This is a genomic window from Natronorubrum halobium, assembly GCF_051351675.1.
Taxonomy (GTDB): Archaea; Halobacteriota; Halobacteria; order Halobacteriales; family Natrialbaceae; genus Natronorubrum.
On sequence record NZ_CP195595.1, the window covers coordinates 1,924,684 to 1,949,851 of the forward strand.

Annotated in this window: 27 protein-coding genes; 18 read left to right on the forward strand and 9 right to left on the reverse strand. The window is 64.1% G+C overall.

Features of this window, described 5'->3' with window-relative positions:
• Positions 1 to 49 precede the first annotated feature (49 nt).
• Together mfnA and ACSFC7_RS09555 are read left to right on the forward strand one after the other, a co-directional pair.
• Positions 50 to 1,135, forward strand: a complete 1,086-nt coding sequence (gene mfnA / locus ACSFC7_RS09550) for a tyrosine decarboxylase MfnA (RefSeq protein WP_436347477.1) — start codon at positions 50 to 52, stop codon at positions 1,133 to 1,135.
• A gap of 69 nt (positions 1,136 to 1,204) precedes the next feature.
• The gene (locus ACSFC7_RS09555; protein WP_436347478.1) at positions 1,205 to 1,543 is read left to right on the forward strand and encodes a hypothetical protein; all 339 of its coding nucleotides are present in this window, start codon (positions 1,205 to 1,207) and stop codon (positions 1,541 to 1,543) included.
• A gap of 110 nt (positions 1,544 to 1,653) precedes the next feature.
• Here the strand turns inward: ACSFC7_RS09555 and ACSFC7_RS09560 are convergent, their stop codons facing one another.
• Positions 1,654 to 3,000: a sodium-dependent transporter gene (locus tag ACSFC7_RS09560; RefSeq protein ID WP_436347479.1), complete on the reverse strand. Its 1,347-nt coding sequence runs from the start codon at positions 2,998 to 3,000 to the stop codon at positions 1,654 to 1,656.
• Between the two features lie 398 nt (positions 3,001 to 3,398).
• On the opposite strand from ACSFC7_RS09560, the gene metG reads away from it, so the two are divergent.
• Positions 3,399 to 5,558, forward strand: a complete 2,160-nt coding sequence (metG, locus tag ACSFC7_RS09565) for a methionine--tRNA ligase (RefSeq protein WP_436347480.1) — start codon at positions 3,399 to 3,401, stop codon at positions 5,556 to 5,558.
• A gap of 171 nt (positions 5,559 to 5,729) precedes the next feature.
• The gene (locus ACSFC7_RS09570) at positions 5,730 to 6,494 is read left to right on the forward strand and encodes a potassium channel family protein (RefSeq protein ID WP_436347481.1); all 765 of its coding nucleotides are present in this window, start codon (positions 5,730 to 5,732) and stop codon (positions 6,492 to 6,494) included.
• Positions 6,495 to 6,537: 43 nt separating this feature from the next.
• On the opposite strand, the gene ACSFC7_RS09575 is transcribed toward ACSFC7_RS09570, so the two are convergent.
• The gene (locus ACSFC7_RS09575; protein ID WP_436347482.1) at positions 6,538 to 6,825 is read right to left on the reverse strand and encodes a GYD domain-containing protein; all 288 of its coding nucleotides are present in this window, start codon (positions 6,823 to 6,825) and stop codon (positions 6,538 to 6,540) included.
• 118 nt (positions 6,826 to 6,943) lie between these two features.
• On the opposite strand from ACSFC7_RS09575, the gene pyk reads away from it, so the two are divergent.
• The 5 genes from pyk to ACSFC7_RS09600 all read left to right on the forward strand — a co-directional run bounded on the left by pyk (position 6,944) and on the right by ACSFC7_RS09600 (position 12,015).
• Complete coding sequence (pyk, locus tag ACSFC7_RS09580; RefSeq protein ID WP_436347483.1) at positions 6,944 to 8,743, forward strand: pyruvate kinase; 1,800 nt, start codon at positions 6,944 to 6,946, stop codon at positions 8,741 to 8,743.
• 135 nt (positions 8,744 to 8,878) lie between these two features.
• Positions 8,879 to 9,310, forward strand: coding sequence for a DUF7312 domain-containing protein (locus tag ACSFC7_RS09585; RefSeq protein ID WP_436347484.1), 432 nt, complete (start codon positions 8,879 to 8,881; stop codon positions 9,308 to 9,310).
• 105 nt (positions 9,311 to 9,415) lie between these two features.
• Positions 9,416 to 10,042: an NfeD family protein gene (locus ACSFC7_RS09590; protein ID WP_436347485.1), complete on the forward strand. Its 627-nt coding sequence runs from the start codon at positions 9,416 to 9,418 to the stop codon at positions 10,040 to 10,042.
• A gap of 135 nt (positions 10,043 to 10,177) precedes the next feature.
• Positions 10,178 to 11,314: an SPFH domain-containing protein gene (locus ACSFC7_RS09595; protein ID WP_436347486.1), complete on the forward strand. Its 1,137-nt coding sequence runs from the start codon at positions 10,178 to 10,180 to the stop codon at positions 11,312 to 11,314.
• 83 nt (positions 11,315 to 11,397) lie between these two features.
• On the forward strand, positions 11,398 to 12,015 hold the full coding sequence (locus tag ACSFC7_RS09600) for a winged helix-turn-helix transcriptional regulator (RefSeq protein WP_436347487.1): 618 nt from the start codon (positions 11,398 to 11,400) through the stop codon (positions 12,013 to 12,015).
• A gap of 51 nt (positions 12,016 to 12,066) precedes the next feature.
• Here the strand turns inward: ACSFC7_RS09600 and ACSFC7_RS09605 are convergent, their stop codons facing one another.
• The 3 genes from ACSFC7_RS09605 to yjjX form a co-directional block, all read right to left on the reverse strand.
• Complete coding sequence (locus tag ACSFC7_RS09605) at positions 12,067 to 12,726, reverse strand: HAD family hydrolase (protein WP_436347488.1); 660 nt, start codon at positions 12,724 to 12,726, stop codon at positions 12,067 to 12,069.
• Positions 12,727 to 12,855: 129 nt separating this feature from the next.
• Positions 12,856 to 13,089, reverse strand: a complete 234-nt coding sequence (locus ACSFC7_RS09610) for a DUF7123 family protein (RefSeq protein ID WP_436347489.1) — start codon at positions 13,087 to 13,089, stop codon at positions 12,856 to 12,858.
• Between the two features lie 258 nt (positions 13,090 to 13,347).
• Positions 13,348 to 13,872 carry an inosine/xanthosine triphosphatase gene (gene yjjX, locus ACSFC7_RS09615; protein WP_436347490.1) on the reverse strand — a complete coding sequence of 175 codons (525 nt, stop codon included), beginning with the start codon at positions 13,870 to 13,872 and terminating at the stop codon, positions 13,348 to 13,350.
• 219 nt (positions 13,873 to 14,091) lie between these two features.
• Here yjjX and ACSFC7_RS09620 point away from each other — a divergent pair, with 219 nt between their 5' ends.
• From ACSFC7_RS09620 to ACSFC7_RS09640, 5 genes are all read left to right on the forward strand, one after another.
• On the forward strand, positions 14,092 to 15,072 hold the full coding sequence (locus ACSFC7_RS09620; protein WP_436347491.1) for a transcription initiation factor IIB: 981 nt from the start codon (positions 14,092 to 14,094) through the stop codon (positions 15,070 to 15,072).
• A 296-nt stretch (positions 15,073 to 15,368) separates the two neighbouring features.
• Positions 15,369 to 15,935: an amino acid-binding protein gene (locus ACSFC7_RS09625; protein ID WP_436347492.1), complete on the forward strand. Its 567-nt coding sequence runs from the start codon at positions 15,369 to 15,371 to the stop codon at positions 15,933 to 15,935.
• On the forward strand, positions 15,932 to 16,879 hold the full coding sequence (locus tag ACSFC7_RS09630; RefSeq protein ID WP_436347493.1) for a homoserine dehydrogenase: 948 nt from the start codon (positions 15,932 to 15,934) through the stop codon (positions 16,877 to 16,879). Before ACSFC7_RS09625 ends, ACSFC7_RS09630 begins: the two co-directional genes overlap by 4 nt.
• Before the next feature lie 123 nt (positions 16,880 to 17,002).
• Positions 17,003 to 17,746, forward strand: a complete 744-nt coding sequence (locus ACSFC7_RS09635) for a type I 3-dehydroquinate dehydratase (protein WP_436347494.1) — start codon at positions 17,003 to 17,005, stop codon at positions 17,744 to 17,746.
• A 326-nt stretch (positions 17,747 to 18,072) separates the two neighbouring features.
• Positions 18,073 to 18,531 (forward strand): DUF7575 domain-containing protein, encoded by a 459-nt coding sequence (locus tag ACSFC7_RS09640; RefSeq protein WP_436347495.1) that lies wholly within the window; start codon positions 18,073 to 18,075, stop codon positions 18,529 to 18,531.
• Between the two features lie 82 nt (positions 18,532 to 18,613).
• Here ACSFC7_RS09640 and ACSFC7_RS09645 read toward each other — a convergent pair whose 3' ends face one another.
• A complete protein-coding gene (locus tag ACSFC7_RS09645) occupies positions 18,614 to 19,816 on the reverse strand; it encodes a 3-dehydroquinate synthase II (RefSeq protein WP_436347496.1) in 1,203 nt (400 codons plus the stop codon).
• A 336-nt stretch (positions 19,817 to 20,152) separates the two neighbouring features.
• Between ACSFC7_RS09645 and ACSFC7_RS09650 the strand changes: the two genes are divergently transcribed.
• On the forward strand, positions 20,153 to 20,731 hold the full coding sequence (locus tag ACSFC7_RS09650) for a hypothetical protein (RefSeq protein WP_436347497.1): 579 nt from the start codon (positions 20,153 to 20,155) through the stop codon (positions 20,729 to 20,731).
• A gap of 153 nt (positions 20,732 to 20,884) precedes the next feature.
• Here ACSFC7_RS09650 and ACSFC7_RS09655 read toward each other — a convergent pair whose 3' ends face one another.
• Positions 20,885 to 21,694, reverse strand: coding sequence for an HFX_2341 family transcriptional regulator domain-containing protein (locus tag ACSFC7_RS09655; RefSeq protein WP_436347498.1), 810 nt, complete (start codon positions 21,692 to 21,694; stop codon positions 20,885 to 20,887).
• Between the two features lie 178 nt (positions 21,695 to 21,872).
• Here ACSFC7_RS09655 and ACSFC7_RS09660 point away from each other — a divergent pair, with 178 nt between their 5' ends.
• Positions 21,873 to 22,559 (forward strand): HAD family hydrolase, encoded by a 687-nt coding sequence (locus ACSFC7_RS09660; RefSeq protein WP_436347499.1) that lies wholly within the window; start codon positions 21,873 to 21,875, stop codon positions 22,557 to 22,559.
• 102 nt (positions 22,560 to 22,661) lie between these two features.
• Here the strand turns inward: ACSFC7_RS09660 and ACSFC7_RS09665 are convergent, their stop codons facing one another.
• Positions 22,662 to 23,213: a DUF4188 domain-containing protein gene (locus tag ACSFC7_RS09665; protein WP_436347500.1), complete on the reverse strand. Its 552-nt coding sequence runs from the start codon at positions 23,211 to 23,213 to the stop codon at positions 22,662 to 22,664.
• A 138-nt stretch (positions 23,214 to 23,351) separates the two neighbouring features.
• On the opposite strand from ACSFC7_RS09665, the gene ACSFC7_RS09670 reads away from it, so the two are divergent.
• Positions 23,352 to 24,002 (forward strand): helix-turn-helix domain-containing protein, encoded by a 651-nt coding sequence (locus tag ACSFC7_RS09670; RefSeq protein ID WP_436347501.1) that lies wholly within the window; start codon positions 23,352 to 23,354, stop codon positions 24,000 to 24,002.
• 103 nt (positions 24,003 to 24,105) lie between these two features.
• Positions 24,106 to 24,585: a hypothetical protein gene (locus tag ACSFC7_RS09675; protein ID WP_436347502.1), complete on the forward strand. Its 480-nt coding sequence runs from the start codon at positions 24,106 to 24,108 to the stop codon at positions 24,583 to 24,585.
• A gap of 45 nt (positions 24,586 to 24,630) precedes the next feature.
• Here the strand turns inward: ACSFC7_RS09675 and ACSFC7_RS09680 are convergent, their stop codons facing one another.
• On the reverse strand, positions 24,631 to 25,167 hold the full coding sequence (locus tag ACSFC7_RS09680; protein WP_436347503.1) for a hypothetical protein: 537 nt from the start codon (positions 25,165 to 25,167) through the stop codon (positions 24,631 to 24,633).
• Between the last annotated feature and the right edge of the window lies 1 nt (position 25,168).

Below are 25,168 nucleotides of genomic sequence, written 5' to 3' on the forward strand. Positions count from 1 at the left end.
ATCGGTCCTAAGCGCAACGTCTAAACCAGTGAACGTACTTGTGCGTGATATGCAAATCGAGCCGCAGTCGTTCGATCGGGTGCTCTCGTCGATGTGTACGGAGCCCCACCCGGTCGCACGCGACGCGGCCGAGCGGTTTCTCGCGACGAACCCCGGCGATCCCGGGACGTATCCGAACGTCACGGCCCTCGAGGACGAGGCGATCGGCGTGCTCGGCGAGATCGCCGGCCTCGAGGATCCATCCGGCTACATCGCCAGCGGCGGGACGGAAGCGAACATTCAGGCGGTCCGGATCGCGCGCAACCGCGCCGAGACGCGGACGCCGAACGTCGTCATGCCCGAATCGGCCCACTTCAGCTTTCAGAAGGCCGCGGACGTCCTCGGCGTCGACCTGCGGATCGTGCCGACGGACGACTCGTACCGAGCCGATCTCGAGGCCGTCCGCTCCTGTCTCGACGACGACACCGCGATGGTCGTCGGCGTCGCGGGAACGACCGAGTACGGTCGCGTCGACCCGATTCCCGAACTCGGCGAACTCGCCCGGTCGGTCGACGCGATGTTGCACGTCGACGCCGCCTGGGGCGGGTTCGTCCTGCCGTTTACCGATCACGAGTGGCAGTTCGACCACGCACCGGTCGATACGATGGCGATCGACCCGCACAAGATGGGACAGGCGGCGGTCCCCGCCGGGGGGTTGCTCGTTCGCTCGGACGATCTGCTCGACGAACTCGCCGTCGACACGCCGTACCTCGAGTCGACCTCGCAGGCGACGCTGACCGGGACTCGCTCGGGGGCCGGTGTCGCGAGCGCCGTCGCCGCGATGGCGGAGCTGTGGCCCGACGGCTACCGTCGCCAGTACGTTCGCTCGCAGCACAACGCCGAGTGGCTCGCGGATGCCCTCGAGAAACGGGGCTACGACGTCGTCGATCCGACGCTGCCGCTCGTCGCGGCCGACGTGCCGCGGTCGACGTTCAACGGGCTGCGGGCCAAGGGGTGGCGGATCTCTCGGACCGGGACGGGTGAGCTACGGGTGGTCTGTATGCCTCACGTGACTCGGGAGATGCTCGCGTCGTTTATCGGCGATCTGGATCGACTCGAGGTGCGTGCCAGCGTGCCCGTCGCGAGCGACGATTAAGCGACGAGCGATCGGCGACCGAGCGACGAAATCGGTACGCGTTTTCGACCTCCCCGCCCAGGAATCACCATGACGCTCGACCGCCAGGATGGAATTGCAGTCGTCGGGTTCGCGGCGATCGTCGGTCTCTCGCTCGTCGCCGAGCCGGCGCCGCTTTCGGCCGCACTCGGCGGCTTCCTCCTCTCGATCGCCGTCTGGCGACTCTACGACGGGAAGCCGTGGGAGGCGCTGGCCTGGCTCGCGTGGGTCGGGGCCGCGGTCGCGCCGGTCCTCGCGACCGGGAGAATCGCGTTCGCGGTGCTGTTTCTCGGACCGCTACTGGTCGGAGTGGGACTGCTCTTCGCCAGTCGGCTCGAACTGCTGCCGGCGATCTGGAACGCTGATCGGGAGGCAGTCGACGAACGGTAGGGTGGCGGTTTCGAGACTCGCGATCGCGGTCGTCGATCGAGTCGGGAGAGAATGGCAATCCGGTCGTCGATGCCGCTCGTCCGTTCACGGTATTGGTTTTGCAGATCGAATCAGAGGAATGTTCCCTGAATGAACTCGACGTACTCCACGACGGCGAGATACACCGTGTAGAGGAGTACCAGGGGGACGACGAACCGAACGACGTTGATCCAGTACGCGTCGAACGCGCCGTCGCCGGTCCGCCCCTGACCGAGTTCCTCGAGCGCGTTAGGGGCGTAGATCCAGCCGATGAAGATCGAGAGCACCAGTCCGCCGACGATGAGCAGAATGTTGTTCGCGAACAGGTCGTAGGCGTCGAGGTAGTCCAGGTCGATCGCGGTCGGGATGCCCACGACGAAGATGACGACCGCGATCCCGATCGTCGCCGGGACGCGACCGACGTCGAACGTATCGATCACGAACGAGACGACGACCTCGAGGATGCTGAACGCGCTGGACAGCGCGGCGATCGCCAGCATGATGAAGAAGACGCCGCCGACGAGATGGCCCGACGGCATGGTCTCGAACGCGGCCGCGAGGCTGATGAAGATCGCGCCGGCGCCGCCACCGTCCTGCACGAGATCGACGCCCTGCGAGGCGAGGAACGGGAAGGCGACGAGCCCCGCCAGGAGCGCGATGAACGTGTCGATCGCGACGATGACGAGCGAATCGTTGAGCAGGTTCCGGTCTTCGCCCAGGTACGAGGAGTAGGTGATCATCACGCCCATCCCGAGCGATAGCGTGAAAAACGCCTGACCCGCCGCGGCCGGCAGAATCGAAACGGCGTCGGACGCGAACGTGCTCACGTCCGGGTTGAGGTAAAACTGGTACCCCTCGCTCGCGTTCGGGAGCGTGGCGCCGTACCCCGCGAGGACCACGAGGAGTACGATGACGCTCGGCACCATCACCTTCGCCGCCCTCTCCAGCCCGTTTCGAACGCCGAGAGCGACGATTCCGGCCACAAGCGCCATGAATACGGCGTGGGAGACGATCGCGTCCGTCCCGGACGCGGTCTCGACGAAGAACGTTTCCGGGTCTCCGCCGTAGCCGCCCGAAAAGCTGGCGACGATGTACTGGAGTACCCAGCCGCCGACGACGCTGTAGTACGACAGGATGATGAAGCCCGCGAGTGCACCGATCACTCCGGCGAACTTCCAGGACGGATGGCCGAGGCGCCTGAACGCGCCGATCGGATTCCGCTCCGATCGTCGTCCGATGACGAACTCGACGAGCATTACCGGGAGTCCGATGAGTGCGACGAGGAACAGGTAGACGAGTACGAACACCGCCCCGCCCGATTCCGCCGTCAGGAACGGGAATCGCCAGATGTTCCCGAGTCCCACTGCGCTACCGACGGCGGCGAGAATGAATCCGGTACGGGTCGCCCACTGCTCGCGCGGGATGTCGAGTGAACTCATATTCGGGGTTTGCTATCGGATATGTCAAAACAGTACGCGATCGTCGAGATCGGAAATCAGGTCTTTGTGGCCCGTATCCGGACAATAACTGCGCGTCTATCGGCATCGAGAGACGATCGCCCGAGACGGACGCGAGTCGCGGGGCCGAACACTTATGTAGGGATATCCACAACTCGGAACCGATGACGCGTACCGTCCGTAGCACTCTTCTGATGCGACTGTAGCGACGGTACCGCACCGGGTGGAACGCTGCGAACACATCGCTCATACGATGTTCGCGTGGCGTCGAAACTCGGCTCGGATTCGACCGCTCGCTCGAAAGCGACCGGTATCGCTCGAGAACGAACCGACGACCGAAAACCGGCGGGTTTTACGCCCGCCACCGACACCACACAGATATGAGCTCTGACGAATTCCCGACGGACAGACCCGCGGTCGTAACCTGCGGGTTGCCCTACGCCAACGGCGACCTGCACATCGGTCACCTGCGGGGGTACATCGGCGCCGACGCGTTCAACCGCTCGCTCGAGACGCTGGGTCAGGAGACGGCCTACGTCTGCGGCTCCGACATGCACGGCACCCCGGTGGCCGTCAACGCCGAGCAGCAGGGCGTCGACCCCGAAGACTTCGCGCTGGAGTGGCACGAACAGTACAAAGAGACGTTCCCGCAGTTCAACGTCGACTTCGACAACTACGGGCACACCCACGACGAGACCAACACCGAACTGACTCAGGATATCGTCCGCACGCTGGACGAGAAGGGCTACATCTACGAGAAGGAGATTCAGGTCGCCTACGATCCCGACGCCGACCAGTACCTCCCGGATCGCTACGTCGTCGGGACCTGTCCCTACTGCGGCGCGAAGGCCCGCGGCGACGAGTGCGACGAGGGCTGTCAGCGCCACCTCGAGCCCGGCGAGGTCGAGGATCCGACGAGTACGATCACCGGAAACCCGGCCGAGTATCGCGAGCGCGCCCACAAGTTCTTCGAGGTCTCCGAGTTCGCGGACTACCTGACCGAGTTCCTCGACGGTCTCGAGGGAACCTCGAACGCCCGGAATCAGCCGCGCCAGTGGATCGAAGACGGCCTCCAGGACTGGTGTATCACGCGGGATATGGACTGGGGGATCGACTACCCGGATGCCGAAGACGACGGCGACGACCTCGTTCTCTACGTCTGGGTCGACGCGCCGATCGAGTACATCGCCTCGACGAAACAGTACTCCGAGCGCGTCGGAAAAGACGTGTACGACTGGGAGGAAGTCTGGAAGGATGACGGGGTCTCCGCGAGCGGAGGCTCGCCGGACGAGCAGCGCGAGTCCGGCGGTGATATCGTCCACATCATCGGCCGCGACATCATCCAGCACCACGCCATCTTCTGGCCGGCGATGCTCGAGGGTGCCGGCTACAACGCGCCGCGGGGAATCGCCGCGACCGGCTTCATCACGATCAACGGGAAGGGGCTCTCGACCAGCCGGAATCGAGCGATCTGGGCGAAGGAGTATCTCGACGAAGGGTTCCACCCCGACCTCCTGCGCTACTACCTGACGACCACGGGCGGCCTCCAGCAGGACGTCGACTTCTCCTGGGAGGCCTTCCAGGAGAAGGTCAACGGCGAACTGGTGGGAACCGTCGGCAACTTCTGGTACCGCTCGCTCCTGTTCGCCTACCGGAACTACGAGGGAACGCCGGAGGCAGATGTCTCCGAGGAAGTCCACGAGCGGATCGAGGGGGCTATCGGCGAGACCCGCGAGGCGGTCAACGACTACGACCTCCGCGGCGTCGGCCACGCGGCGACGCGACTCGCCCAGTTCGGCAACGAGTACATCCAGCGCAACGAGCCCTGGAAGCTCACCGACGAGGAACCCGAGCGAGCGGCCCAGGTCATCCGCGACTGCGTTCAGATCGCCAAGGCCGTCGGCGTCCTGCTGGAGCCGATCGCCCCCGACAAGGCCCAGGACCTGTGGGCACAGTTGGGCGAAGACGGCGACGTTGCGAACGCCCACCTCGAGGACGCACTCGAGGCCCCGCCGCGGACCTTCGACGAACCCGGCGAACTCTTCGCGAAGATCGAGGACGAGCGCGTCGAGGAACTCACCGAAAAGCTCGAGGAGCGAGTCGACGCGGCCTCGAGCGACGACGGCGACGAGTCCGACGACGGAGAAACCGAAAGTGACGACACCGACGCGGTCGAATCCGATGACATGGCAGATACTGACGATCTCGAGCCGCTACTCGAGGATCGAATCGGTTTCGAGGACTTCCAGGAACTGGATATCCGCGTCGGTCGAATCGAGGAAGCAGAAGGGATCGAGGGAGCGGACGACCTCGCGCGACTCGAGGTCGACATCGGCTTCGAGACCCGACAGGTCGTCGCGGGAATCAAGCAGTTGCACGACCTCGAGGAGCTACCGGGGACGAAGTGCGTGCTCCTCGCGAACATGGAACCCGCGGAACTGTTCGGCGTGGAGTCGAACGGGATGATCCTCGCCGCGGGCGAGGAGGCCGACCTGCTGACGACCCACGGCGACGCCGAAATCGGCGAGAAAATCAAGTAGCTCTCGCCTCCGGGCGGCCGTTGATCGGGGGCGGGGAAAGGAAAACCCCTCTATCGTACTTGTTCTCCGCCCATGGGCGTATTGTGTGGGTATTCTATCCGTATTGGGAGATATATGTGCATTAAAATCCGTTCCAATTACCTATTTGTACATCGAAGACTATCGTCGACTGTGTTCCCCGATACCGTGACTCATCTCTTCGATCGACCGATTCTGCGCCGAACGCTAGCACCGATCAGTGCCTTCGGCACGATCGTCATCGCGGGTGTGCTCGGCCTCTCGGCGCTGGCGAACGTCGGCTTCGTGGAGGCGACGTTCTGGCTGGTCGATCTGACGAGCATCGACCTCCACTTCGAGGACCACGCTGGCCCCGAGCGAGCGACGAAAGCGTATGCGATCGCGGTGACGGTCGGACTCGTCTGTTCGGGACTGTGGATCGGTGAGACAGTCGTGACTGAGGCGTTCGGGGGACGAATCAGAACGGAGGTTTCACAAGCAACGATGCAACGACGAATCGAAAACAGCGACGATCACGTGATCGTCTGTGGCTACGGCATGTTCGGACGAACGATCGCCAACCGGCTCGCTCAGGCGGGTCGAACGGTCGTCGTCATCGAAATCGACGACGATCACGCGGAGCGCGTTCGGGAAGACGGCCACCTGCTGGTGGTGGGAGACGCAAGGCGTGAGCGGGTGTTGCGGTCGGCCGGGCTCGACCGAGCGACGAAGCTCGTCGCCGCTATCGACGACTCGAACGTCAACATTCAGATCACTATCGTCAGCGGGACGGCCGCGTCGACCCCCGAAATTCTCGTTCGCGTCGGCGAGGAGATGTACGAGTCCGTCGCGAAAGAAGCCGGTGCCGACGAAGTCATCATCCCCGAGGTCGTCAGCGGCGAGCGCGTCACCCGGCTGCTCGAGCGGCCAGCGGACTGAGATCGACGGGCGGTTGATTCGGCTCCCGGCGCCGTAATCGCGATCAGATCTCGTCGACCAGGTGCGCGAAGTCGTCGGTGTCGACGATTTCCATCGTCTGTGACGACAGCCCGTGGCGACGAAGCGTCAGCGCCGACTTGAACGCCGACTCCCGATCCCCGGCGTCGAACAGCACGAGGAAGTCGTGCTCCCCCAGAATCGCGTAGGAGTCGATCACTTCGGCTTCGTGCTCTTCGAACTCCGTCCTGATCTCGCCCCAGATCGACGACAGCTCCTGTGCGTTCTGTACGTCCCGGTCGTCGACGTCGACGAGCGATGCGTATGTGGCCATATTTCGAGCGAGGACGGTCCAGCGGAAAACGGTTCGCGTGGCACAGGACGGGACGAAAAACAACTCGGAGGTGAGTAAACCACATATCTTTTTGCCCGTACTCCCGCTAGCTCGAGCCATGAGAAACGCGAAAATCGTCTGTACGCTGGGTCCGGCCTCGAGTGACCGGGAGACAATCCGGGAACTCGCCGACGCCGGGATGTCGGTCGCCCGCCTGAACGCGAGCCACGGCAGCCGGGAGGATCGCGCCGCGTTGATCGAGCGCGTTCGCGACGTCGACGAGGCCCGCGAGGAGCCCGTCGCGGTGATGCTCGACATGCAAGGCCCCGAGATCCGGACCGCGCCGCTTCCCGAGGGCGAGACGGTGACGCTCGAGACCGGGTCGGAGATCCGGTTCGTCGAAGGCGAGGAGGTCTCCCCCGAAACGGTCGGTCTCTCCCTGCCGATCGATGCCGTCGAGTCGGGTGACAGAATCCTGCTCGACGACGGACTGATCGAGACGACCGTCCTCGAGCGCGAGGATACGGATTCGCAAGGTCACGGCGACCAGTCGGTTCGGGCCCGCGTCGACACCGGCGGCGAACTGGGCGGCCGAAAGGGCGTCAACGTTCCCGGCGTCGATCTGGACCTCGATATCGTCACCGAGGAGGACCGGAAGGACCTCGAGTTGGCCGCCGAGAAGGGCGTCGACTTCGTCGCGGCCAGTTTCGTTCGCGACGCCGAAGACGTCTACGCGGTCAGCGAGGTGCTCGAGGATCTGGGCGTCGAAATTCCGCTGATCGCGAAGATCGAACGCGCCGGTGCGGTCGAGAACTTAGACGAGATCATCGAAGCCGCCTACGGAATCATGGTCGCGCGCGGAGATCTGGGCGTCGAGTGTCCGATGGAGGACGTCCCGATGATTCAAAAGCGGATCATCCGCAAGTGTCGCAACGAGGGGTCGCCGGTGATCACGGCGACGGAGATGCTCGACTCGATGGTCCACGCTCGTCGACCCACGCGGGCCGAGGCCTCGGACGTCGCGAACGCCGTTCTCGACGGCACCGACGGCGTGATGCTGTCGGCCGAGACCGCCATCGGTGACCACCCCGTCGCGGTCGTCGACGCCATGGGTAGTATCGTCCGCGAGGTCGAGAACTCGAAGGAGTACGCCGAGATGCTCGAGCAACGCGTCCCCGCAGCGGGCGAGGCGCGGACGGACGCGCTAGCCCGCTCGGCGCGGTTCCTGGCGCGTGACATCGGTGCGGACGCGGTCGTCGCGGCGACCGAATCCGGCTACACGGCGCTGAAAACGGCGAAGTACCGCCCCGGCGTCCCGGTCGTCGCCTCGACGCCGAGCCACGAGGTCCGACGACGACTCGCCCTCTCGTGGGGCGTGACGCCGCTGTACGCCCGCGTCTCGGACCAGGGAGCCGACGCCGTCGTCGAGAAGGCGGTGCAGGCGGCGCTCGATGCCGGCGTCGCCGACAGCGGCGACACCGTCGTCGTACTCTGCGGGATGATGACCGAACTCGAGGGGGCGAACACGACGAACATGCTGAAAGTCCACGTCGCCGCGGAGGCGCTGACGACGGGTCGCGTCGTCGTCGAGGGGCGGACGACCGGTCCCCTCGTGCGGATGACGGACGGCGACCTCTCGGACGTCCCCGACGGGGCGATCCTCTCGCTGGCGGCCGACTTCGACGAGGAGTTCGAGGGCGACCTGACGACGATCGGCGGGATCGTCGACGCCCAGCGCGGGCTAACCGGCTACCCGGCGCTGGTCGCACGGGAGATGAACATCCCGATGATCAGCGGGGCCGATCTCTCCGACGTCGACGACGGAAGCGTCGTCACGCTCGATGCCGAACGCGGGGTCATCTACGGCGGCGACCTCAGCGATCGAACGGGTCGGGACGAGCAGGCCGATCTGGCCTGAATTCGTAGGCGGGTTCGAGCGCCACGCGAGTCCATCGGTGGCGGTGTTTGACCACGAGTGCGGTCGCCAGGGCCGGTGACACGGCGACCGCACGCGGACCGCGGATTTTTGACGACGGACCTGTTAGGACCGTCTATGGCAGACGACGCGTCCGGAAGCGACGGTGACGACGATCGACGCGAGCCACCGGCGGCTCCGGACGGCCAGTACTCGGACGGGGAGACGGAATCAGCGTGGTCCGCGGACGACCGGAACACCGCGGCGTCTCCGGGGGGCAACGACCGACTCGAGGAAGACGGTTACGCGGGACGCGACGACCGCGTCGGACGACGTGAACGAACCGACGACGAGTACCGGGTTCCACTTGATCTCTCTGACGCGTCCGACGAGGACGAAACGGGCGCAGACGGTGCTGACGATGCCGACGAGGACGATCCGTACGCACCGGAACCCAGTTCGACGCCGATCGAACCCGGCGATCCGACGCTCGAGAACATCCTCTTCGTTATCCTCGGTGCGGTCGCGATGGTACTCGTGATGTTCCAACTCGCGACAATTATGCTCTGAGCGAGTGAGAGACGGTGACCGGGCTACCACCGTGTGGTTTCTCGTCGATACGGTCAGCGGATTGCCTCGACAACCTTTAATTTGGGTGAGAACTTAGCTCGAGGTATGCTCGAAGTCCTCCTCGCGAACATGCCGCTCGCGCTCCTCTCCGTGGGGCTCGTCCTGATGGCGCTCGAGGCCCTCTCGCCGGGTGCACACCTCATCGTCATCGGGGTCGCACTGGTTGGTGCCGGGCTCATCGGAATGCTCTTTCCGCCCGTCGCCAACGCGTTCGTGCTGGCGGCGTTGACGCTCGTCATCGGACTCGCCGCCGCCTACGTCTACAACGAGTTCGACTTCTACGGCGGGAAGGGGACCGCCCAGACGTCGGACTCGAGTTCGCTGGCCGGCACGTCGGGCTACGTTACCGAGACCGTCACGACTCGCGACGGCGAAGTCAAACTCGACCAAGGCGGGTTCGCACCCTTTTACAGCGCTCGAACGACGAGCGGGACGATCGAAGAGGGCGAAGAAGTGATCGTCCTCGATCCCGGCGGGGGGAACGTACTCACGGTCGAGGCGCTCGGTGCGATCGGCGAGGACGAGATCGATCGCGCACTCGCACAGGATGCCGTAGAATCGGATTCGCAGGCGGAAGGCGACGACGAATCCGACGCCGAGTCGTCGCCGTCGACTGAAACGGAACCGGAAACGGAATCGGAGGCCGGGACCGAGACGGAGAAATCGAACTGAGGCACTTCCGGATCGATTCGAGTCGGTCACGATTTCGACTCGAGACGTCGCCACCCCACGTCGGGACGGTCTCGAGGTCGGAAATGTCGGTGAAATAAGGGAACGTTTTTCCCGTCCCCCCCGTAAGATCGAACTATGGTCGTAGAACTACTCCCGTTACAGACCGGTGGTGCACTGCTCTTCCTCGGTGCACTCGTCCTCCTCGTCGTTATCGCCGCACTCCTCAGTGCAATCGAGATCGTCGACGCGTACGAGAAGCGCGCACTGACCGTCTTCGGGGAGTACCGCAAACTCCTCGAGCCGGGTATCAACTTCGTCCCGCCGTTCGTCTCGAACACGTATCGGTTCGACATGCGAACCCAGACGTTAGACGTCCCCCGACAGGAAGCGATCACGCGGGACAACTCCCCGGTGACGGCCGACGCCGTCGTCTACATCAAGGTGATGGACGCCAAGAAGGCGTTCCTGCAGGTCGACGACTACAAGAAGGCGACCTCGAACCTCGCCCAGACCACCCTGCGCGCCGTGCTGGGTGACATGGAGCTGGACGACACGCTCAACAAGCGGCAGGAGATCAACGCCCGCATCCGCCAGGAACTCGACGAACCCACCGACGAGTGGGGGATCCGCGTCGAATCGGTCGAGGTCCGCGAGGTCAACCCCTCGAAGGACGTCCAGCGCGCGATGGAGCAACAGACCTCCGCCGAACGGAAACGCCGCGCCATGATCCTCGAGGCACAGGGTGAACGCCGCAGCGCCGTCGAGAAGGCGGAGGGTGACAAACAGAGCGAGATCATCCGCGCACAGGGTGAAAAGCAGAGCCAGATTCTGGAAGCCCAGGGTGACTCGATTTCGACCGTCCTGCGCGCCAAATCCGCCGAATCGATGGGCGAGCGCGCCATCATCGATCAGGGAATGGAGACCCTCGCCGAGATCGGCCAGAGCGAGTCGACGACGTTCGTCATGCCCCAGGAACTTACCTCGATGGTCGGCCGCTACGGCAAACACCTCTCCGGCAGCGACGTCAAAGAGGACGGGAGCCAACTCGATAGCCTCGAGTTCGACGAGGAGACGCGCGAACTGATCGGCCTCGACGACATCGCCGAGATCATCGGCGAGATCGACGAGGAAGCCGAGATGGATCTCGAAGCGATGGAACAGGAAGCCCAGGCGATCAAAGAGGGCAAAGATGCCGGAACCATCTCGGATCCGGACGAGGTCATCGAAGAGATGGATCAGGACTTCGCCGGTGACTCCGGCACGAACGGCTAGATCCACAGACAGTCAGTTTTCGGTGAAGGAGGTGGAGCGAAACCTGTTTTACGCCCCGCCACGTTTCGGTAGGTAGGTATTACATGACGGGTTCCGATGGGGTCGACGACGACAAACGAGCGACCCTGCGCCGGTTCGCAGCGCTCGGCGCTGCGTCACCGCTCGCCGGTCTCTCCGACTCTGCGGCGGCGGATACGGGCGAGAGCGACGCTCGCGACGCGATCGCCGGGTATCTCACCACGACGCCCGGAGCCCACTTCTCGAAGATTCGGGACGACCTCCAGCTCGGTACCGGCGAGACCCAACACCACCTGCGTCGCCTCGAGGAACTCGAGGCGATCGAGCGCTTCCGAGACGGCGATTACAAGCGGTTCGTCCCGGCGGATCGGTTCGACGAGTTCGAAAAGCAGGCCCTGGGCTATCTCCGACGGGATACGCCTCGCGGGATGTTTATCGAACTCCTCTCGACGCCGGACGCGACGGCCGGCGACCTCGCGACGGTACTCGACGTCTCGCCGCCGACGGTGAGCAAGTACGCCGGCGAACTCGAGGAAGCCGGTCTGCTCTCGCGCGAGGACGGCTACGCCGTCGAACGCCCCGAGACCGTCCTGATCCTGGTTATCCGCCACGCCGACTCCTTCGGCGAACCGGCGAGACAGCTCGCTCGAAACGCGGATCAGCTCGTCGTCTTCGACGGATAAGGACACGATACGGGTCGGTAAAGGCGTATTACCGACCGAAAACGACGCCGTTTATACCGTTTCGACGACCGCCGAAAGCGCCGCGAGCGAGTCGACGACTGCGGCGGCGTCCGTTGGCCGATCGACGTGCCGGTTGTGTGATCGACGGAGGTAAATCGGCTCGAGGCCCGCCGCCCGTCCGGCCGTGACGTCTTTGCGCGAGTCGCCGACGTAGAGTCCGTCGCTCACCCCCAGTTCCGAGAGCGCGTCGTCGATGAAGTCGGGGTCGGGTTTTCGCCGTCTGTAGTCGTCGAACGTCGGCCGGCGACCGCGAACGACGTCGAACTCGATCGGCACGTAGTCGGCGACGAACTCGGCGGTCGCGTGGCGGTTGTTCGTGACGAGACCGACCGTGGTTCGGTCGGCTAGTTCGCCGATCGCGTCGATGTCGTCGTAGAGACCGCGTTCGCCCGACCGAATCAGGTCGTGAGTCGTCTCCGATGCGTACTCGTCTTTCAGCTTCCAGAACGCCGCGGCGTCGATCCCGAGCGTGTCGCAGTGGGTGGTGACGTTTTCGAGATCGTGCCGTCTGAGGTCGTCTCGCTGGTCCGACGTCGGCTCGGCGCCGAGGTCCTCGAGGGCCGTGTCGGCCGCGTCGGCGTACACCTGTGGGTCGGTGCCGGGTCCCTCGAGAATGACTCCGTCCATATCGAACAGTATCGGCGGTGACATCTGTCAGTCGATGGTACGCAGCGGGTCGTCAAAAAGCGGTCGACGATCGATAGGGCGGTCGAACGGGAACAGCGTGGGGAGGGGGTGCGTGTTGACCAAGAAACGAGCGTCCAGCCGGTTTCCAGTCCGTTAAGCGTTAACTTTCCACGTCGTGCTCGAGGAGTAACCCCATTTTTCGATCTCGACGTCGTAGTCGCCGTCCTGCAGCGCGGTGATATTCGATCCGACCTCTTTGGCCGTCATGCCGAGCTCCTTTCCGATAAGACGGGATTTAAAGTACGTCTTCGTTCCGGCGTTATTGCGGAGATACTGGAGAATCTGGCGTTGTTTGCTCGTGAGGTCCGCGGTTATTGCAGTGCTCATACACCACTCAATGCCAAGAATGCCCTTAGGGGGTTTGGTACGTGCGGCTAACCCTCCGCCTGCGTGCGTTTTGCCCAGCGAGTAATGGGTGCATAACCGGACAGAAAGCTTTCGTTGGTACGTCCGGTTAATATATTGTGGTACATGATTGTCTATAGTCCACGAACATCAATCTTTCCGGAGTATCGTCAGTACTTGACGGTACCGGCAGCCGACCCGGTGTCGCCGGGACTGCCGACCGAGTGAGGTAACGGCGAGTTACAGTTGGCTAGCGTTCGAGCCGGTGGCGAACGGGCCGAACGCGCACGCGACCGCTTCGCCTAATGCCCGTGATCGGTTCGTCAGGCCGCCCGTAAGAACACCGGCTGCACCGTTGCGCTCCGCGATGCCGTCGGTTCCGTGCCGGTCGTCCATCACGGGTCCCAGTTCGGCCCCGCTCTCGAGGCGACGGGCTACGTCGTCGGGGAGCGGAAGCGTCGGACCGCCCCCGCGTTCCAGCCGATCGCCGTCGGTCACGGCGGCCCACATGATCAAGGAGAGGCCGGGGACGCCCTCGATACGGGCGACGCCGCCCTCGAGGCCGACCCCGTAGTCGGCGTCGGTCGCCTCGAGCGCTCGCCGAGCCCGGGTTTCGGCGCCGGTCACGGTTTCCTCGACCGACCACGGCTGTTCTGGGACGCCCGAGTCGACCGCGACCGGAGTTACCGACGGCTGGAATCGCTCGAGCGTTCGTTCGACTGCATCCACCTTGACCGGGTTCGTGCTCCCGACTGCGACGTCCATACCCCCGGTTCGGACGGTCCGAATTTGGCCCCTCCGATTCGGACTCGCTTTGCAGCTTAACTGTTCCGATCGATCATACTAGTTCCCCCGAATTACCCGCTTTCGAGAGGTGTCGGCCCGCGATTCCGAAACCCTTAACCCTCGAGTATCAGAACGAGGTAGGTAACGAACCCGTCCGGGCTTTTGCAGTCAGTTCGGCCGGTCAGCACTCGCCATCGTATGACAAACACACCATCGAGCACCAGAGTACGACGTACCGAACGAGAATCGAACGAAGAGACGAACGAATCGGAACAGAGCGACCTCGCCTGCCCCGAATGTACGGGGCACCTGGTCGTCGACGACGAACACGGCGAAACCGTCTGTGAGGACTGTGGCCTGGTCGTCGAAGAGGATTCGGTCGACCGCGGTCCCGAGTGGCGCGCGTTCGACGCCGCCGAGAAGAACGAGAAGTCCCGCGTGGGTGCGCCCACGACGAACACGATGCACGACAAGGGGCTCTCGACGAACATCGACTGGCGGAACAAGGACGCCTACGGCAACTCGCTCGGCTCCCGCCAGCGCGAGAAGATGCAGCGTCTCCGCAAGTGGAACGAGCGCTTTCGCACCCGCGACTCGAAGGAGCGCAACCTGAAACAGGCGCTGGGCGAGATCGACCGGATGGCGAGTGCACTCGGACTGCCGACGAACGTCCGCGAGACCGCGAGCGTCATCTACCGCCGCGCGCTCGACGAGGACCTCCTCCCCGGCCGCTCCATCGAGGGCGTCTCCACCTCCTGTGTCTACGCCGCCGCTCGTCAGGCCGGTGTCCCACGAAGCCTCGACGAGATCGCCGACGTCTCCCGCGTCGAGAAGAACGAGATCGCTCGCACCTACCGCTACGTCGTTCGGGAACTGGGCCTCGAGGTCCAGCCGGCCGATCCCGAGAGCTACGTTCCCCGCTTCGCCTCGGGACTCGACCTCTCCGACGAGGCCGAACACCGCGCCCGCGGGCTCCTCCAGAACGCCAAGGAGAAGGGCGTTCACAGCGGCAAGTCGCCGGTCGGCCTCGCCGCCGCCGCGGTCTACGCCGCTGCGCTTCTCACCAACGAGAAGACGACCCAGGCAGCCGTCAGCGACGTCGCCGACATCTCCGAAGTGACGATTCGAAACCGGTACCACGAGCTCCTCGAGGCCGAGGAGACGCTGGGACTGGCCTGACGGACGATCCCGCGACCGCTCGCGTTCCGTTTCTCTCGACACAGTAGCCGTTGCGTTTCACGGTCCGTTCTCGTGGTGATCGATCACTTCGCACACCGTTCCCTCGAATAGCGACCGCTCGGTCACTACCGATCGTTCCGGGCCCCCCGAACGCCTCACCACGGAATCGTCACAGCGGACCGCTCGTGTTGCCTCAGCGGGTTGTGAGTAGATCTATAATCTTTTACGTCCCCGCTGCGGAGCGTGTATCATGCCTACAATGACGGACGATCACATGCCGACAGGCGGTGACACCAATGGGTGACGACCCGACGAGATCGGGCATCCCCAGCCTCGAGACCGATGGTGGTGTTCGAACCTACACCGTTCGTCTCGAACTGGTCGACGAGCCCGGTGAGTTGCTCAACGCGCTCGCACCGATCGCCGAAAACGGTGGGAACCTCATGAGTATTCATCACGAACGCGGTAACATCACGCCGCGAGGGCACATTCCCGTCGAGGTCGATCTCGGGTGTCCGCCGGACCGATTCGACGATATCGTCGAGGGGCTCCGAGAGACCGGCGTCAACGTCATTCAGGCCGGTGCCGAACGCTACGGCGAAGAGGTCTCCCTCGTTCTGGTCGGCCATCTCATCGAGACCGACCTCTCGGATACGCTCCTGCAGATCGAAAACGACACCAGCGCTGCAGTTCTCGATCTCTCGCTGTCTGCTCCCGAAGGGACCGGCAACGTCTCGAGCGGTCGGCTTCGGCTCGCACTCGACTCGGGCCGGTCCGAGGAGGTCTTCGAGACGATCCGCTCGATCAGTCGAGAGAAGGATCTCACCGTCGTCGAACCGATGCTCGGCGGTGATGCCATATGAAACTCGCAATCCTCGGAGCCGGGACTGTCGGCCGATCAGTCGCCGATCTCGCCGGTGAGTACGGTCACGAGGTCGTCGCGCTCGCCGACTCAACCAACGCCGTCATCGATGCCGACGGTATCGACGTCGATAGCGCCCTGCAACGGAAGATCGGTGACGAACCTATCGGCATCAGCGACCCCGAGGACGCCTTCGAGACCGAGTACGACGTCCTCGTCGAGGCGACGCCGACGACGCTCGACGACGCCGAACCCGCCTTCTCGCACGTGAAACGTGCGCTCGAGGCCGACCGCCACGCGGTGTTAGCGAACAAGGGGCCCGTCGCCGAGCGGTACGAAGAATTGCAGACACTCGCGACCGATAGCGCGGGCTCGGTCCGGTTCGAGGCGGCGGTCGGCGGCGCGATTCCAGTGCTCTCGACCATCGAAGACTGCTCCCCGGAGACCGTGACTGCGGTCCGGGGGATCCTCAACGGGACTGCGAACTTCATCCTCACGCGGATGGCCGCCGAGGGTCTCGACTACGAACACGTCCTCGCGGAGGCCCAGGACCTCGGCGTCGCCGAGACCGACCCGACGTTCGACGTCGACGGTACCGACGTCGCGCTCAAGTTAGTCATCCTCGCGAACGTGCTCGCCGACGGCGGCTTCACGCTCGAGGACGCCGCGGTCGAGGGCATTCAGTCGATCCCCGGCAGCGCGCTCGACCTCGCGGCCGAGGACGGCCGGACGATCCGACTCATCGGCGAGGCGACCCGTGACGGTATTCGCGTCGGCCCCCGTCTCGTTCCCGAGAACGGCCCGCTGGCCGTTACCGGGACCCGAAATATCGTCCAGATCGAGACGCGAAACGCCGGTTCGCTACACTCGAGTGGCCGCGGTGCGGGCGGCCCGGAGACGGCGACGGCGGTCCTCTCGGACGTGGGGCGGCTCCCGCAACGATAGCCGCTGTTCGAGGTCTCGATTCCCGTCGTTGGACGACGCTGAACGCTCGAAGACGTATCAAGAGTCGGACCCGAGATGGGTGTTCTCGAAATATTTTTATGCGGAGAATTGGTAAACTGTGTCATGACCGTCGACGGGTTCGCCCTCGCTGCTACAACGAACGATCTTACACGGGAGCCGAAGGCTCGTGATGCCGCGGATTTGCTCGAATTTCGGATGGACAGTGCGGACGACCCGATCGAACAACTGGCCGAGTACGACGGCACCCTCCCGATTCTCGCGACGAACCGATCGCGATGGTTCGGCGGTGAAGCGAGCGATCGCGGCCGACTGGATCAACTGATGGCCGCCGCCGAGTTCGATGTCGTCGAGAAGGTCGACGTCGAACTCGAGACCGCACGCGGACTGCAGTGGGTACTCGACGAGTTTCGCGAGCAGGACGTCGAACTGGTTATCTCCTTCCACGAGTTCGACGAAACGCCCGACAAGGAAACGCTCGATGCGATTATCGAGGAGTGTAACAAGTACGGCGACATCGCCAAGGTCGCGACGTACGCGGCGGACCGAACCGACTGTCTGCGGATTCTGAGCGCGATCGACACGGCGACCCAAAACGGGATTCGGGCCGCCGGTATCGCAATGGGCGAACTCGGGAGTCACACGCGTATCATCGGTCCCCTGTACGGCTCGGCGCTGGGCTACGCGCCACTGGAATCGGACTCGAGCGAGTACGCGCCGGGGCAGGTTCCGTTACACAGGCTCGACTCGCTGATCGAAATGATCGACCAGAGCGGCACGGACAACCGGATCTTCGAACAACTCGACGAGGAGTATCCGAGTCGGCAGAAGGTCACGCAGACGGAGTGAGTACCCGCGGCGACCGTGGACAGTCGACCACCGGACAGGACTGTGGTGATTTGATCGGAACCGTCCCCTGTACACCGGAACGTCTCTCATCTCTCTATTCGTTTCTGGAGCCGTCTTCGATCGGCTGTTATCCGGTTCTCGTACCGACTCGGATCGAGCGAATCTACCGGATCGAAGACCGGGCGTGCGCCGGCGGATACTACGGATACGACTGCGCCGGGCGGTACGATCCGGAGACGCTGTCGAAACGGTAACCGGCGTTGATCAGTCACGCCGCAGAGGAAAATCGGAATGTTAAGGGGCGGGGTCCCCTAGCACCACGTACGATGACATGGCTTCGCGCGCTGTTCGCTGGCGGCCTCTCGATCTTCCTCCCCGGCGCAGGCCACGCCTTGATCCGAGACTGGCTCCGTGCGCTGGTGTTCGCCGGGCTCTACTTCTCGGCAGTCTGGTTCTTCTTCCCGACCGAGCAGATGGTCGCTGCTGGCTCGTTCTCGGAAGGAGTGGACATTGCGAACGCGCAAACCGACACGATGGCGCAGTTCTTCATTATGTTTATCGCCCTCTTCGCGGCCATCGACGCCACCTTCAGAGCGGTCGGCTTCCCGCCGAACGGCTCCGACTCGAGCGACGGACCCTCCTGTCCCGAGTGCGGGAAGGAACTCGACGAGGACCTCGCGTTCTGTCACTGGTGTACGACCCGACTCGAGCCGATCGATCCGGAGGACGCTAAAGCGGATAGCGACGCCGAGGAGTCCGAACAGGAAGAGCCCGCCCGGCCGTAACCGAATCTATTTCGAGCGGTAGCGTTCGAATCGGTAATTTTGCCGGTCGTACGGATGAACGCGACTCCCGATAGACGGATCGTTACTTCTCGATGATGCTCTCCTCGACGGCCTCACCGAAGTGGCGTGCCGTATCCTCGTAGTACAACAGGAGTTCGTCGCCGGCCTCGATGTCGGTCACGGCCGCCCGGCCGTCCCGCGTCGGGACCTTGATCGTCTCCGCGTTCTGCAGCAGGGTCTCGATGCGGTCGCCGCCTTCGGTCTCGAGGGCGATGCGGAACATCGGTCGTTTCTCGATCTTGACGCGGCCGACGATCGCTTCGCGGGTGTTTCCGGCGGTGTCGACGATCTGGACTTCGTCGCCGCTCTGGAGTTCCGAGAGGTACTTCGTGCCGCCGTCGGGCGTGCGTACGTAGGCGTGGACGGCGCCTGCGTTGACCCGGAACGGGCGGGAGGCGACGTAGGGTGATTCGGCGGTCTCGCCGTGGACGAAGACGAGGCCGCGGGCCATCGATCCGACGAGCATCCCTTCGTCGTGTTCCAGCAGGCTACCCGTATCGACGCAGACCCTATCGGCGCTCCCGACGCGTTCGACGTCGAGCACCTCCGCGTACTGGAGGTCGAGCGACTCGCGTTCGGCCTGGTCGCGGACCTCGACGGTCTCGCGAATCTGATCCGGATCGTCCGAGTCCAGCAGGACGGAGTCGGCGCCGATCTCGAGGGTCTCGAACGCCGTCTTGGCCTCCTCGGCGCTGGTGACGCCCGCCACGAGGTCGGTCTCCTCGCCGATGCGGGCGATCAGGTTCTCGAGGGGGATGATCGTCCAGTCCTCGCCGACAACGATGGTGTGTTCGGCCTCCTCGGCGGCGGTCTCGGCGAAGTGTTCGTACTCCTGGCCCAGAATGCGCACGTACGCACCGCGTTCGAAGTCGCCGTCGCGTCGACGGAGCGTCGAGAGGTCCGCCGATCCCGAGAGATCTTCGGGTAGATCGATCGTCGCGTCGCCTTCACCGTCCTTGCCGACGACGACGGCGTCGGGCTGTGCGGCCGGTTCGGTCCCCTTGCCGTCGGCTTCCGCGTCGTCGATGTCGTCGACCAGCGTCACGTCGCCGTCGGTTCGAAACGCCGCGACGTTGATATCGCCGAGTTCGCGCACGCGAGCGACGTCGTCCTCGTCGACCAGTACCCAGTCCGCACCCGACTCGAGTGCAGCAGTGATCCGCGCACGGCGGTCGTCCCAGTCACCGACCGTGTCGTCGGCTTTTACCCAGACAGATCGCGTCATAAATCGACCGTCGAAGGGCACCGGCTTGAACGTGGCGAATGCCGCAGACGGGATCGGCATGCGCGACCGGTGTTCGATACGGGGTTCGGCCCGAAACCGGACGACTCGAGCGCTATTCTCTCGAAAGAACGGTGGTGACCGTAACGTGTGAGGGAGGATGGGTGTCGCGTATTACGCGAGACGCTATCGCCGACGTCCCGTCTCGAACGTCCCGCACATCGAGCGATTCGAGAGCGATAGTACGATAGTTTCGTTAGTAACGATGGTAACGATAGTTGCATTTGTAATAACACCTTCTCAGAAGTAGATAATACAGCTACACGAGACAGTTCAGATATGGGTCAGCGACACTCCCCCGCGGGCGACGGACTGACGGTAGATCAGGCGACTCGTCGGCTCGAGGTCGACGCCGTCACGCCCGTCGCCCGTGCAGCGCTCGATTACGCTGGCGACCTCGCGTCGCGACGGTACGGGCGAACGGCAGCCGTCCTGGGTGCCGTTCGGCTCGCGAGTCGTCGGACCGACGCTCGAACGCTCGAGCGCGACCGTTTCGAGGCGTTCGAGGTCGAACCCGACCGCGTGATCGCGGCCGACGAGTTGCTGGCGGACCGGCTGGGCTCGCCGGCCGCCCCCGAGGAGATTCGATCGCTGCGGCGGCGGCTGATCGTCGCCCACGAACTCCTCGCCGCGGCCGAACGCGGGCGTGTCGTCGGCCCCGAACTTCCGGGCTCGCCGCTCGCCGACGCGGCCCCCTTCCTGCTCGCTCGAGCGTCCGATCCCGACGCGGGTCGCGATGAGAGCGAGCGGGCGCTCGACGAAGCCGCGCTTCGCGCTCACGTCGAGCGACTCGAGATCGATTTCGAGTTCGCGCGGCTGGGTACGACGCTCGGTGCGCTGGTCGAGCGCGACGAGTAACGCTCTCGTCCGCCGTCGGTCCCCCGCTGACAGCGGCCCTCCCTTCGTCCGGTCCTGCTGCTATCGACTCTCCTTTCGTTCGGTCCTGCTACTATCGACCCTCCACTTTCATCCGCTCCCGCTGACGGTTCGACCCGCCGTTCGGGTCTCGAGTCACTCGCCGTCGGCGAGTTTGTGTTTGAACGCCCGGTAGGCGTTACCCCCCTGTTCGGTAAGTTCGACCACGCGGCGGCGACCGACCGATTCGATCGTCACGTAGCCGTCGGCCTCGAGCGGCTCGAGAACGTGCGTATCGAGGACGCGGAAGGCACCCTTGTCCTCCCCGCCGCGTTCCTCGGGCGGGCGTCGATCGGCCATGAACGAGAGCCCCCGATCTCGAGCGTACTCGATCAGGTCTTTCTTCTTCGGTGGAGTCGTTCGAGCCTCGTGGTAGCCGTCCCACGCGTCGGGATCGGCCAAGAATCCCATGATCGCGACCTGGTCGGGCGTCGGCGAGTCGATCGGATACGTCGGCAGGCGTTCGATTTCGGCGACGCCGGTCGAGATCGGTTCGCGCTCGCCCTCGTGGGCGTAGTCGGATGGTTCGACGTAGTAGGCGTGTGCGTCCGTCGAGACGTCCATACAGGCCATGGTCGCGCCGATCGCCGGAATCGTCCCTGCACCGGAGACGTTGACCGAGACGGTGTCGTCGGCGTGTTCCGCGGCGATCGTCGTCACCTCGCCGAGGACGGCGTAGACGTCGCCCAGATCACAGCGTCTCGTCTCGACGTCGGGAACGGTCGACTCGAGTTCGGCCAGGAGGTCGTCGTGGTAGTCGGCGGTGACCGCGGAGTCACCACCATCGTCGGTTCGTTCGTCCGCGAGCAGGTAGACCAGGTCGGCCCGTTGTGCCCGGATCGGCTCGAGGATCCGGTCGTACTCGTAGCCGAGGGGGACGATATGGACCCGTTTGACGACGTTCATACGTTGACAGGAACCGCCGTGAAAATAACAGCTACGGATCAGTTGGCAGCCGAGACTCCCTCCGACTGACGCCCGGAACGCGACACCGGAGGCACGTCGGTGGTTTCGATAGCACGGTATGTGTGGTATGCACATGCTCCCGAAACGTTGAGAACGCTCGCCGTCCTATCCCGGGGATATGGCTGCGTACGATGCGATCTGTTTCGATCTCGATCAGACGCTGTGTGAGCCCACACAGGACGCCGCGACGCTGCTCGAGTCGACGTTCGAACACGTCGGGTGCGAGCCCTTCTGTACGCCGGCGGACCTGCGAGCGACCGTGCCGTCACTGCCGACCGCCGAGACGGATCGCGAGTTCTACGAGAACCTGTTCACTGCGGTCGTCGACCGCGCCGAGACCGATTTCGATACCGGAATCGCACCCGCGCTCGCCGCGCAGTATCTCGAGTTACAGGATCCGACCGCCGTCGAGTTTCGTCCCGGCGCGAAGGCGGCCCTCGAGCACGCCCGCGAGTGCGGGCCGGTCGGGCTGATCACCAACGGCGGCCGGCCGACGCAGACGCAGAAACTCGAGGCGCTCGACATCGCGGACGCCTTCGACGTTCGCGTCTTCACCGAACCGAGCGCCGGGATCCATCCGAAACCGGACGCGGCTCCCTTCGAGTACGCGCTGGGTGAACTCGGGGTCGCGCCCGACGCGGCGATCCACGTCGGCGACTCCTTGCACGCCGACATCGCGGGCGCGAACGCGATGGGGATCGATTCGGCCTGGATCGATCTCGGACGCGACGACCGCGACGGCGTGGAGCACGAACCGACGTACGAACTGTCGTCGCTCGAGGCGTTCGAGACGATCGTTTACTAACCGGTACTGTGCGTCGTTCGGCCGGTCACCGGTCTATGGAGGGGCCAGCGCCAGTTGACCGGAGACGCGGACACGCGATCCCGCACCGTCGATGGGGAACTGTCAGGCAGACTCGCTTGCGTCTACGGGACCGTCCGTCCCGTCCGTCTGGTCAAGCCGGCCAGCGGCCGTCTTCCGCTGGTTCGCCGCAGGGACGATCTCCGTCCCGTCGGACGCGGCAAGCCCGTGCGCCGGCATATTGTTGTAGACGGTCTCGTACTCGTCTGCACCCACCAGATAGGTTTCGTGCCAGATGCCGATGGCAGCGTCGTCTTTGGTTCCGTCTTGGTAGTACTCCTGCCAGGCAGGGAAGTGCAGCCGGTTGCTGTCGCGGGCGTACGCTCGGAGCGCATCGAACGACTCCCAGTACTGGACGAACCCGATATTGCGAATACCGGGTCCGACTACCGTTCGACTCCCGAGCAGGCCCGACTCCGGATCGGCGACCAGTTCACGGACCATCCGCGGCGCGACGAGCACGAGCGGGAGCCACCGGTGAACCTTCCAGAGCGTGTTGATCCGCATCCCGATGTGGAATACCACGAAGTCATCGTCGCGCTCAGCGGTTACTTTCTGCTCGTTGACTCCGTCGGCGCTGCGATCTTGGTCGTCCATTACGCTAATAGTCGTGGCGGGAGAGCTTGCCAACTACCCTAACATGTTGGCCTTGCACTCGATTAGCCGATCTCAGCTCGACAGAGACTGGTACGGACCCGTTGTCGACAGACTCCCGGATGCCGCTACCGACGACCCATGATCCGTGCACAGTTTCGGATCCGTCTGCCGGAGGGGCTGTGGCTGACGGACGTGTCGCAGGCGTTCCCCGACGCGACGTTCAAGCTCTTGGCGGGCTACCGAGTGGACGAAACGGCGATCGAACTCGGGGAGATCATCACGGACGAACCGGACGCGACTGTCGATGCGCTGCGTACTCACCCCGCGATCACCCACCTCGAGCCGTTAGAATCGACCGAGAGACGCGTGCTCAGCAAGTACGAGACGACCGGTACGGACCTCTACGACTTCGTCGAGCTTTCGTTACTGCCCGTCGAGTTCCCGGTGATCGCCCAAAACGGCTGGTTCGAATTCGATCTGACCGGGACGCGTGACGAACTCGACCAGCTACGGACGACGCTCGAGGGGGCGGATGCGGCGTACGAACTGCAGTCGGTAGTCAGCACGACGGATACGGGCACGTTACTGACCGATCGGCAGCGAGAACTCCTCGAGGCCGCGGTACGGGAGGGCTACTTCGAAGTCCCTCGGGAGTGTACGCTTGCGGACCTCGCCGAGACGTTCGGTATCGATAAGGCGACGGCGAGCACGATCCTCCGCCGAGGCGAAGCGGCACTGGTCAAGTGGTTTTTGACCGGTCCAGAGCGGAAAGGGAGACGCATGCGGTAGCACTCAGTTTCGAAGATCGTCCGATCGTGCCGATAGGTGCCGATGCGGTGACGACTAACGTGTTAGGGGAATCTATTCGCTACCGCATACAGGAATTCTAGATATGTACGGAACATCCGGTAACACGCGGCATCGTCGTGGAAGCGATCATCCGGGCCCAACGAGCGTCGATACACGACTCTCTGTGCTGATCGTCCTCGCGACGGTCTTCGGTATCGGGCACCATCTCGATCACATCGTTCGAGGCAACCACGTCGGCTGGCCACTGATTCCCGAGATCACGGTATTCACTTACACCCTCCTGATTTACCCGCTTCTCGTGATCGGGCTCTATCTGACGCTCACGGAGCGCGTCGGGGCGGGGTACTGGGCAGTCCTGCTGGGCACACTCCTCCTCGTCGTCACCGTCGTCCACTTCGGCCCGTGGGCGATCGAACCGCCGGCGGATATCCTCGGACCGTACGAGAACGTGTACGTCGGGTACGGTGCCGTCGCGTGGCTGCTCGGATTCGTCGGAACGCTACTGGCTGGGACGGTCTACTCCGTGCATCGGTGGCGGTGTACTCGTAGTACGGCGTCCTGATGGGATATGGCGGTAACGTAGTCTCCGACGAAACCAACTGCAGCCCTACTTTTCGGGCGGCAACAGGTCCGTGTGAACGACGGCGCGATACTGATCGTTCGTCGCGGCCTCGAGTCGCTTGAGCAGCGCAGCCCCGTTTCCGAAGCTCTCGGGGAGTTCGAACGGATCGTCGCCCTGCTCGTCGCGCTGTTTGCAGCGTTTGACGAACGAGAGCAGCGTCGGATAGGTATCCATTCGGGCGTAGACGACGCCGATATCCTCCGGTACCTGCTCGGTCCAGTGATCGACTATCGCCTCGGTCTCGAGTCGCGGCTTGCGCTGCCGTTCCGCCAGTTCGGCGGCGTCGATCTCGACGTCGCCGAGCACGTCGTCGAAGACGTCCTGCAGTTCGTCGGCGTTGTCCTCGATCGACGGCGCGTCGGCCTCGGCCTCGAGGAGTTCGACGAAGGCCTCGAGTTCCCGCGGCCGCACGGCGATCGGGTAGACGAAGTCGTGGGTCTCCTTCGGCAGTTTGTACGACCGTCCCTCGACTCCCTGTTCGCCGGGCTCCGACTGGCCCAGCATCAACTCGAGTATTCCCATA

Excerpts from the sequence above, each read along its gene's own strand:
- ACSFC7_RS09585 (WP_436347484.1), top strand. The coding sequence starts at position 8,879 with ATGGCAGACGACGCGTCCGGAAGCGACGGTGACGACGATCGACGCGAG.
- ACSFC7_RS09650 (WP_436347497.1), top strand. The coding sequence starts at position 20,153 with ATGGGTCAGCGACACTCCCCCGCGGGCGACGGACTGACGGTAGATCAG.
- ACSFC7_RS09605 (WP_436347488.1), bottom strand. The coding sequence starts at position 12,726 with ATGTCACCGCCGATACTGTTCGATATGGACGGAGTCATTCTCGAGGGA.
- ACSFC7_RS09575 (WP_436347482.1), bottom strand. The coding sequence starts at position 6,825 with ATGGCCACATACGCATCGCTCGTCGACGTCGACGACCGGGACGTACAG.
- ACSFC7_RS09665 (WP_436347500.1), bottom strand. The coding sequence starts at position 23,213 with ATGGACGACCAAGATCGCAGCGCCGACGGAGTCAACGAGCAGAAAGTA.
- ACSFC7_RS09610 (WP_436347489.1), bottom strand. The coding sequence starts at position 13,089 with ATGAGCACTGCAATAACCGCGGACCTCACGAGCAAACAACGCCAGATT.
- ACSFC7_RS09590 (WP_436347485.1), top strand. The coding sequence starts at position 9,416 with ATGCTCGAAGTCCTCCTCGCGAACATGCCGCTCGCGCTCCTCTCCGTG.
- ACSFC7_RS09555 (WP_436347478.1), top strand. The coding sequence starts at position 1,205 with ATGACGCTCGACCGCCAGGATGGAATTGCAGTCGTCGGGTTCGCGGCG.
- ACSFC7_RS09640 (WP_436347495.1), top strand. The coding sequence starts at position 18,073 with ATGACATGGCTTCGCGCGCTGTTCGCTGGCGGCCTCTCGATCTTCCTC.
- ACSFC7_RS09560 (WP_436347479.1), bottom strand. The coding sequence starts at position 3,000 with ATGAGTTCACTCGACATCCCGCGCGAGCAGTGGGCGACCCGTACCGGA.
- yjjX (WP_436347490.1), bottom strand. The coding sequence starts at position 13,872 with ATGGACGTCGCAGTCGGGAGCACGAACCCGGTCAAGGTGGATGCAGTC.
- ACSFC7_RS09635 (WP_436347494.1), top strand. The coding sequence starts at position 17,003 with ATGACCGTCGACGGGTTCGCCCTCGCTGCTACAACGAACGATCTTACA.
- pyk (WP_436347483.1), top strand. The coding sequence starts at position 6,944 with ATGAGAAACGCGAAAATCGTCTGTACGCTGGGTCCGGCCTCGAGTGAC.
- ACSFC7_RS09670 (WP_436347501.1), top strand. The coding sequence starts at position 23,352 with ATGATCCGTGCACAGTTTCGGATCCGTCTGCCGGAGGGGCTGTGGCTG.
- ACSFC7_RS09625 (WP_436347492.1), top strand. The coding sequence starts at position 15,369 with ATGGGTGACGACCCGACGAGATCGGGCATCCCCAGCCTCGAGACCGAT.
- ACSFC7_RS09680 (WP_436347503.1), bottom strand. The coding sequence starts at position 25,167 with ATGGGAATACTCGAGTTGATGCTGGGCCAGTCGGAGCCCGGCGAACAG.
- metG (WP_436347480.1), top strand. The coding sequence starts at position 3,399 with ATGAGCTCTGACGAATTCCCGACGGACAGACCCGCGGTCGTAACCTGC.
- ACSFC7_RS09675 (WP_436347502.1), top strand. The coding sequence starts at position 24,106 with ATGTACGGAACATCCGGTAACACGCGGCATCGTCGTGGAAGCGATCAT.
- ACSFC7_RS09630 (WP_436347493.1), top strand. The coding sequence starts at position 15,932 with ATGAAACTCGCAATCCTCGGAGCCGGGACTGTCGGCCGATCAGTCGCC.
- ACSFC7_RS09660 (WP_436347499.1), top strand. The coding sequence starts at position 21,873 with ATGGCTGCGTACGATGCGATCTGTTTCGATCTCGATCAGACGCTGTGT.
- ACSFC7_RS09620 (WP_436347491.1), top strand. The coding sequence starts at position 14,092 with ATGACAAACACACCATCGAGCACCAGAGTACGACGTACCGAACGAGAA.
- mfnA (WP_436347477.1), top strand. The coding sequence starts at position 50 with ATGCAAATCGAGCCGCAGTCGTTCGATCGGGTGCTCTCGTCGATGTGT.
- ACSFC7_RS09595 (WP_436347486.1), top strand. The coding sequence starts at position 10,178 with ATGGTCGTAGAACTACTCCCGTTACAGACCGGTGGTGCACTGCTCTTC.
- ACSFC7_RS09645 (WP_436347496.1), bottom strand. The coding sequence starts at position 19,816 with ATGACGCGATCTGTCTGGGTAAAAGCCGACGACACGGTCGGTGACTGG.
- ACSFC7_RS09600 (WP_436347487.1), top strand. The coding sequence starts at position 11,398 with ATGACGGGTTCCGATGGGGTCGACGACGACAAACGAGCGACCCTGCGC.
- ACSFC7_RS09655 (WP_436347498.1), bottom strand. The coding sequence starts at position 21,694 with ATGAACGTCGTCAAACGGGTCCATATCGTCCCCCTCGGCTACGAGTAC.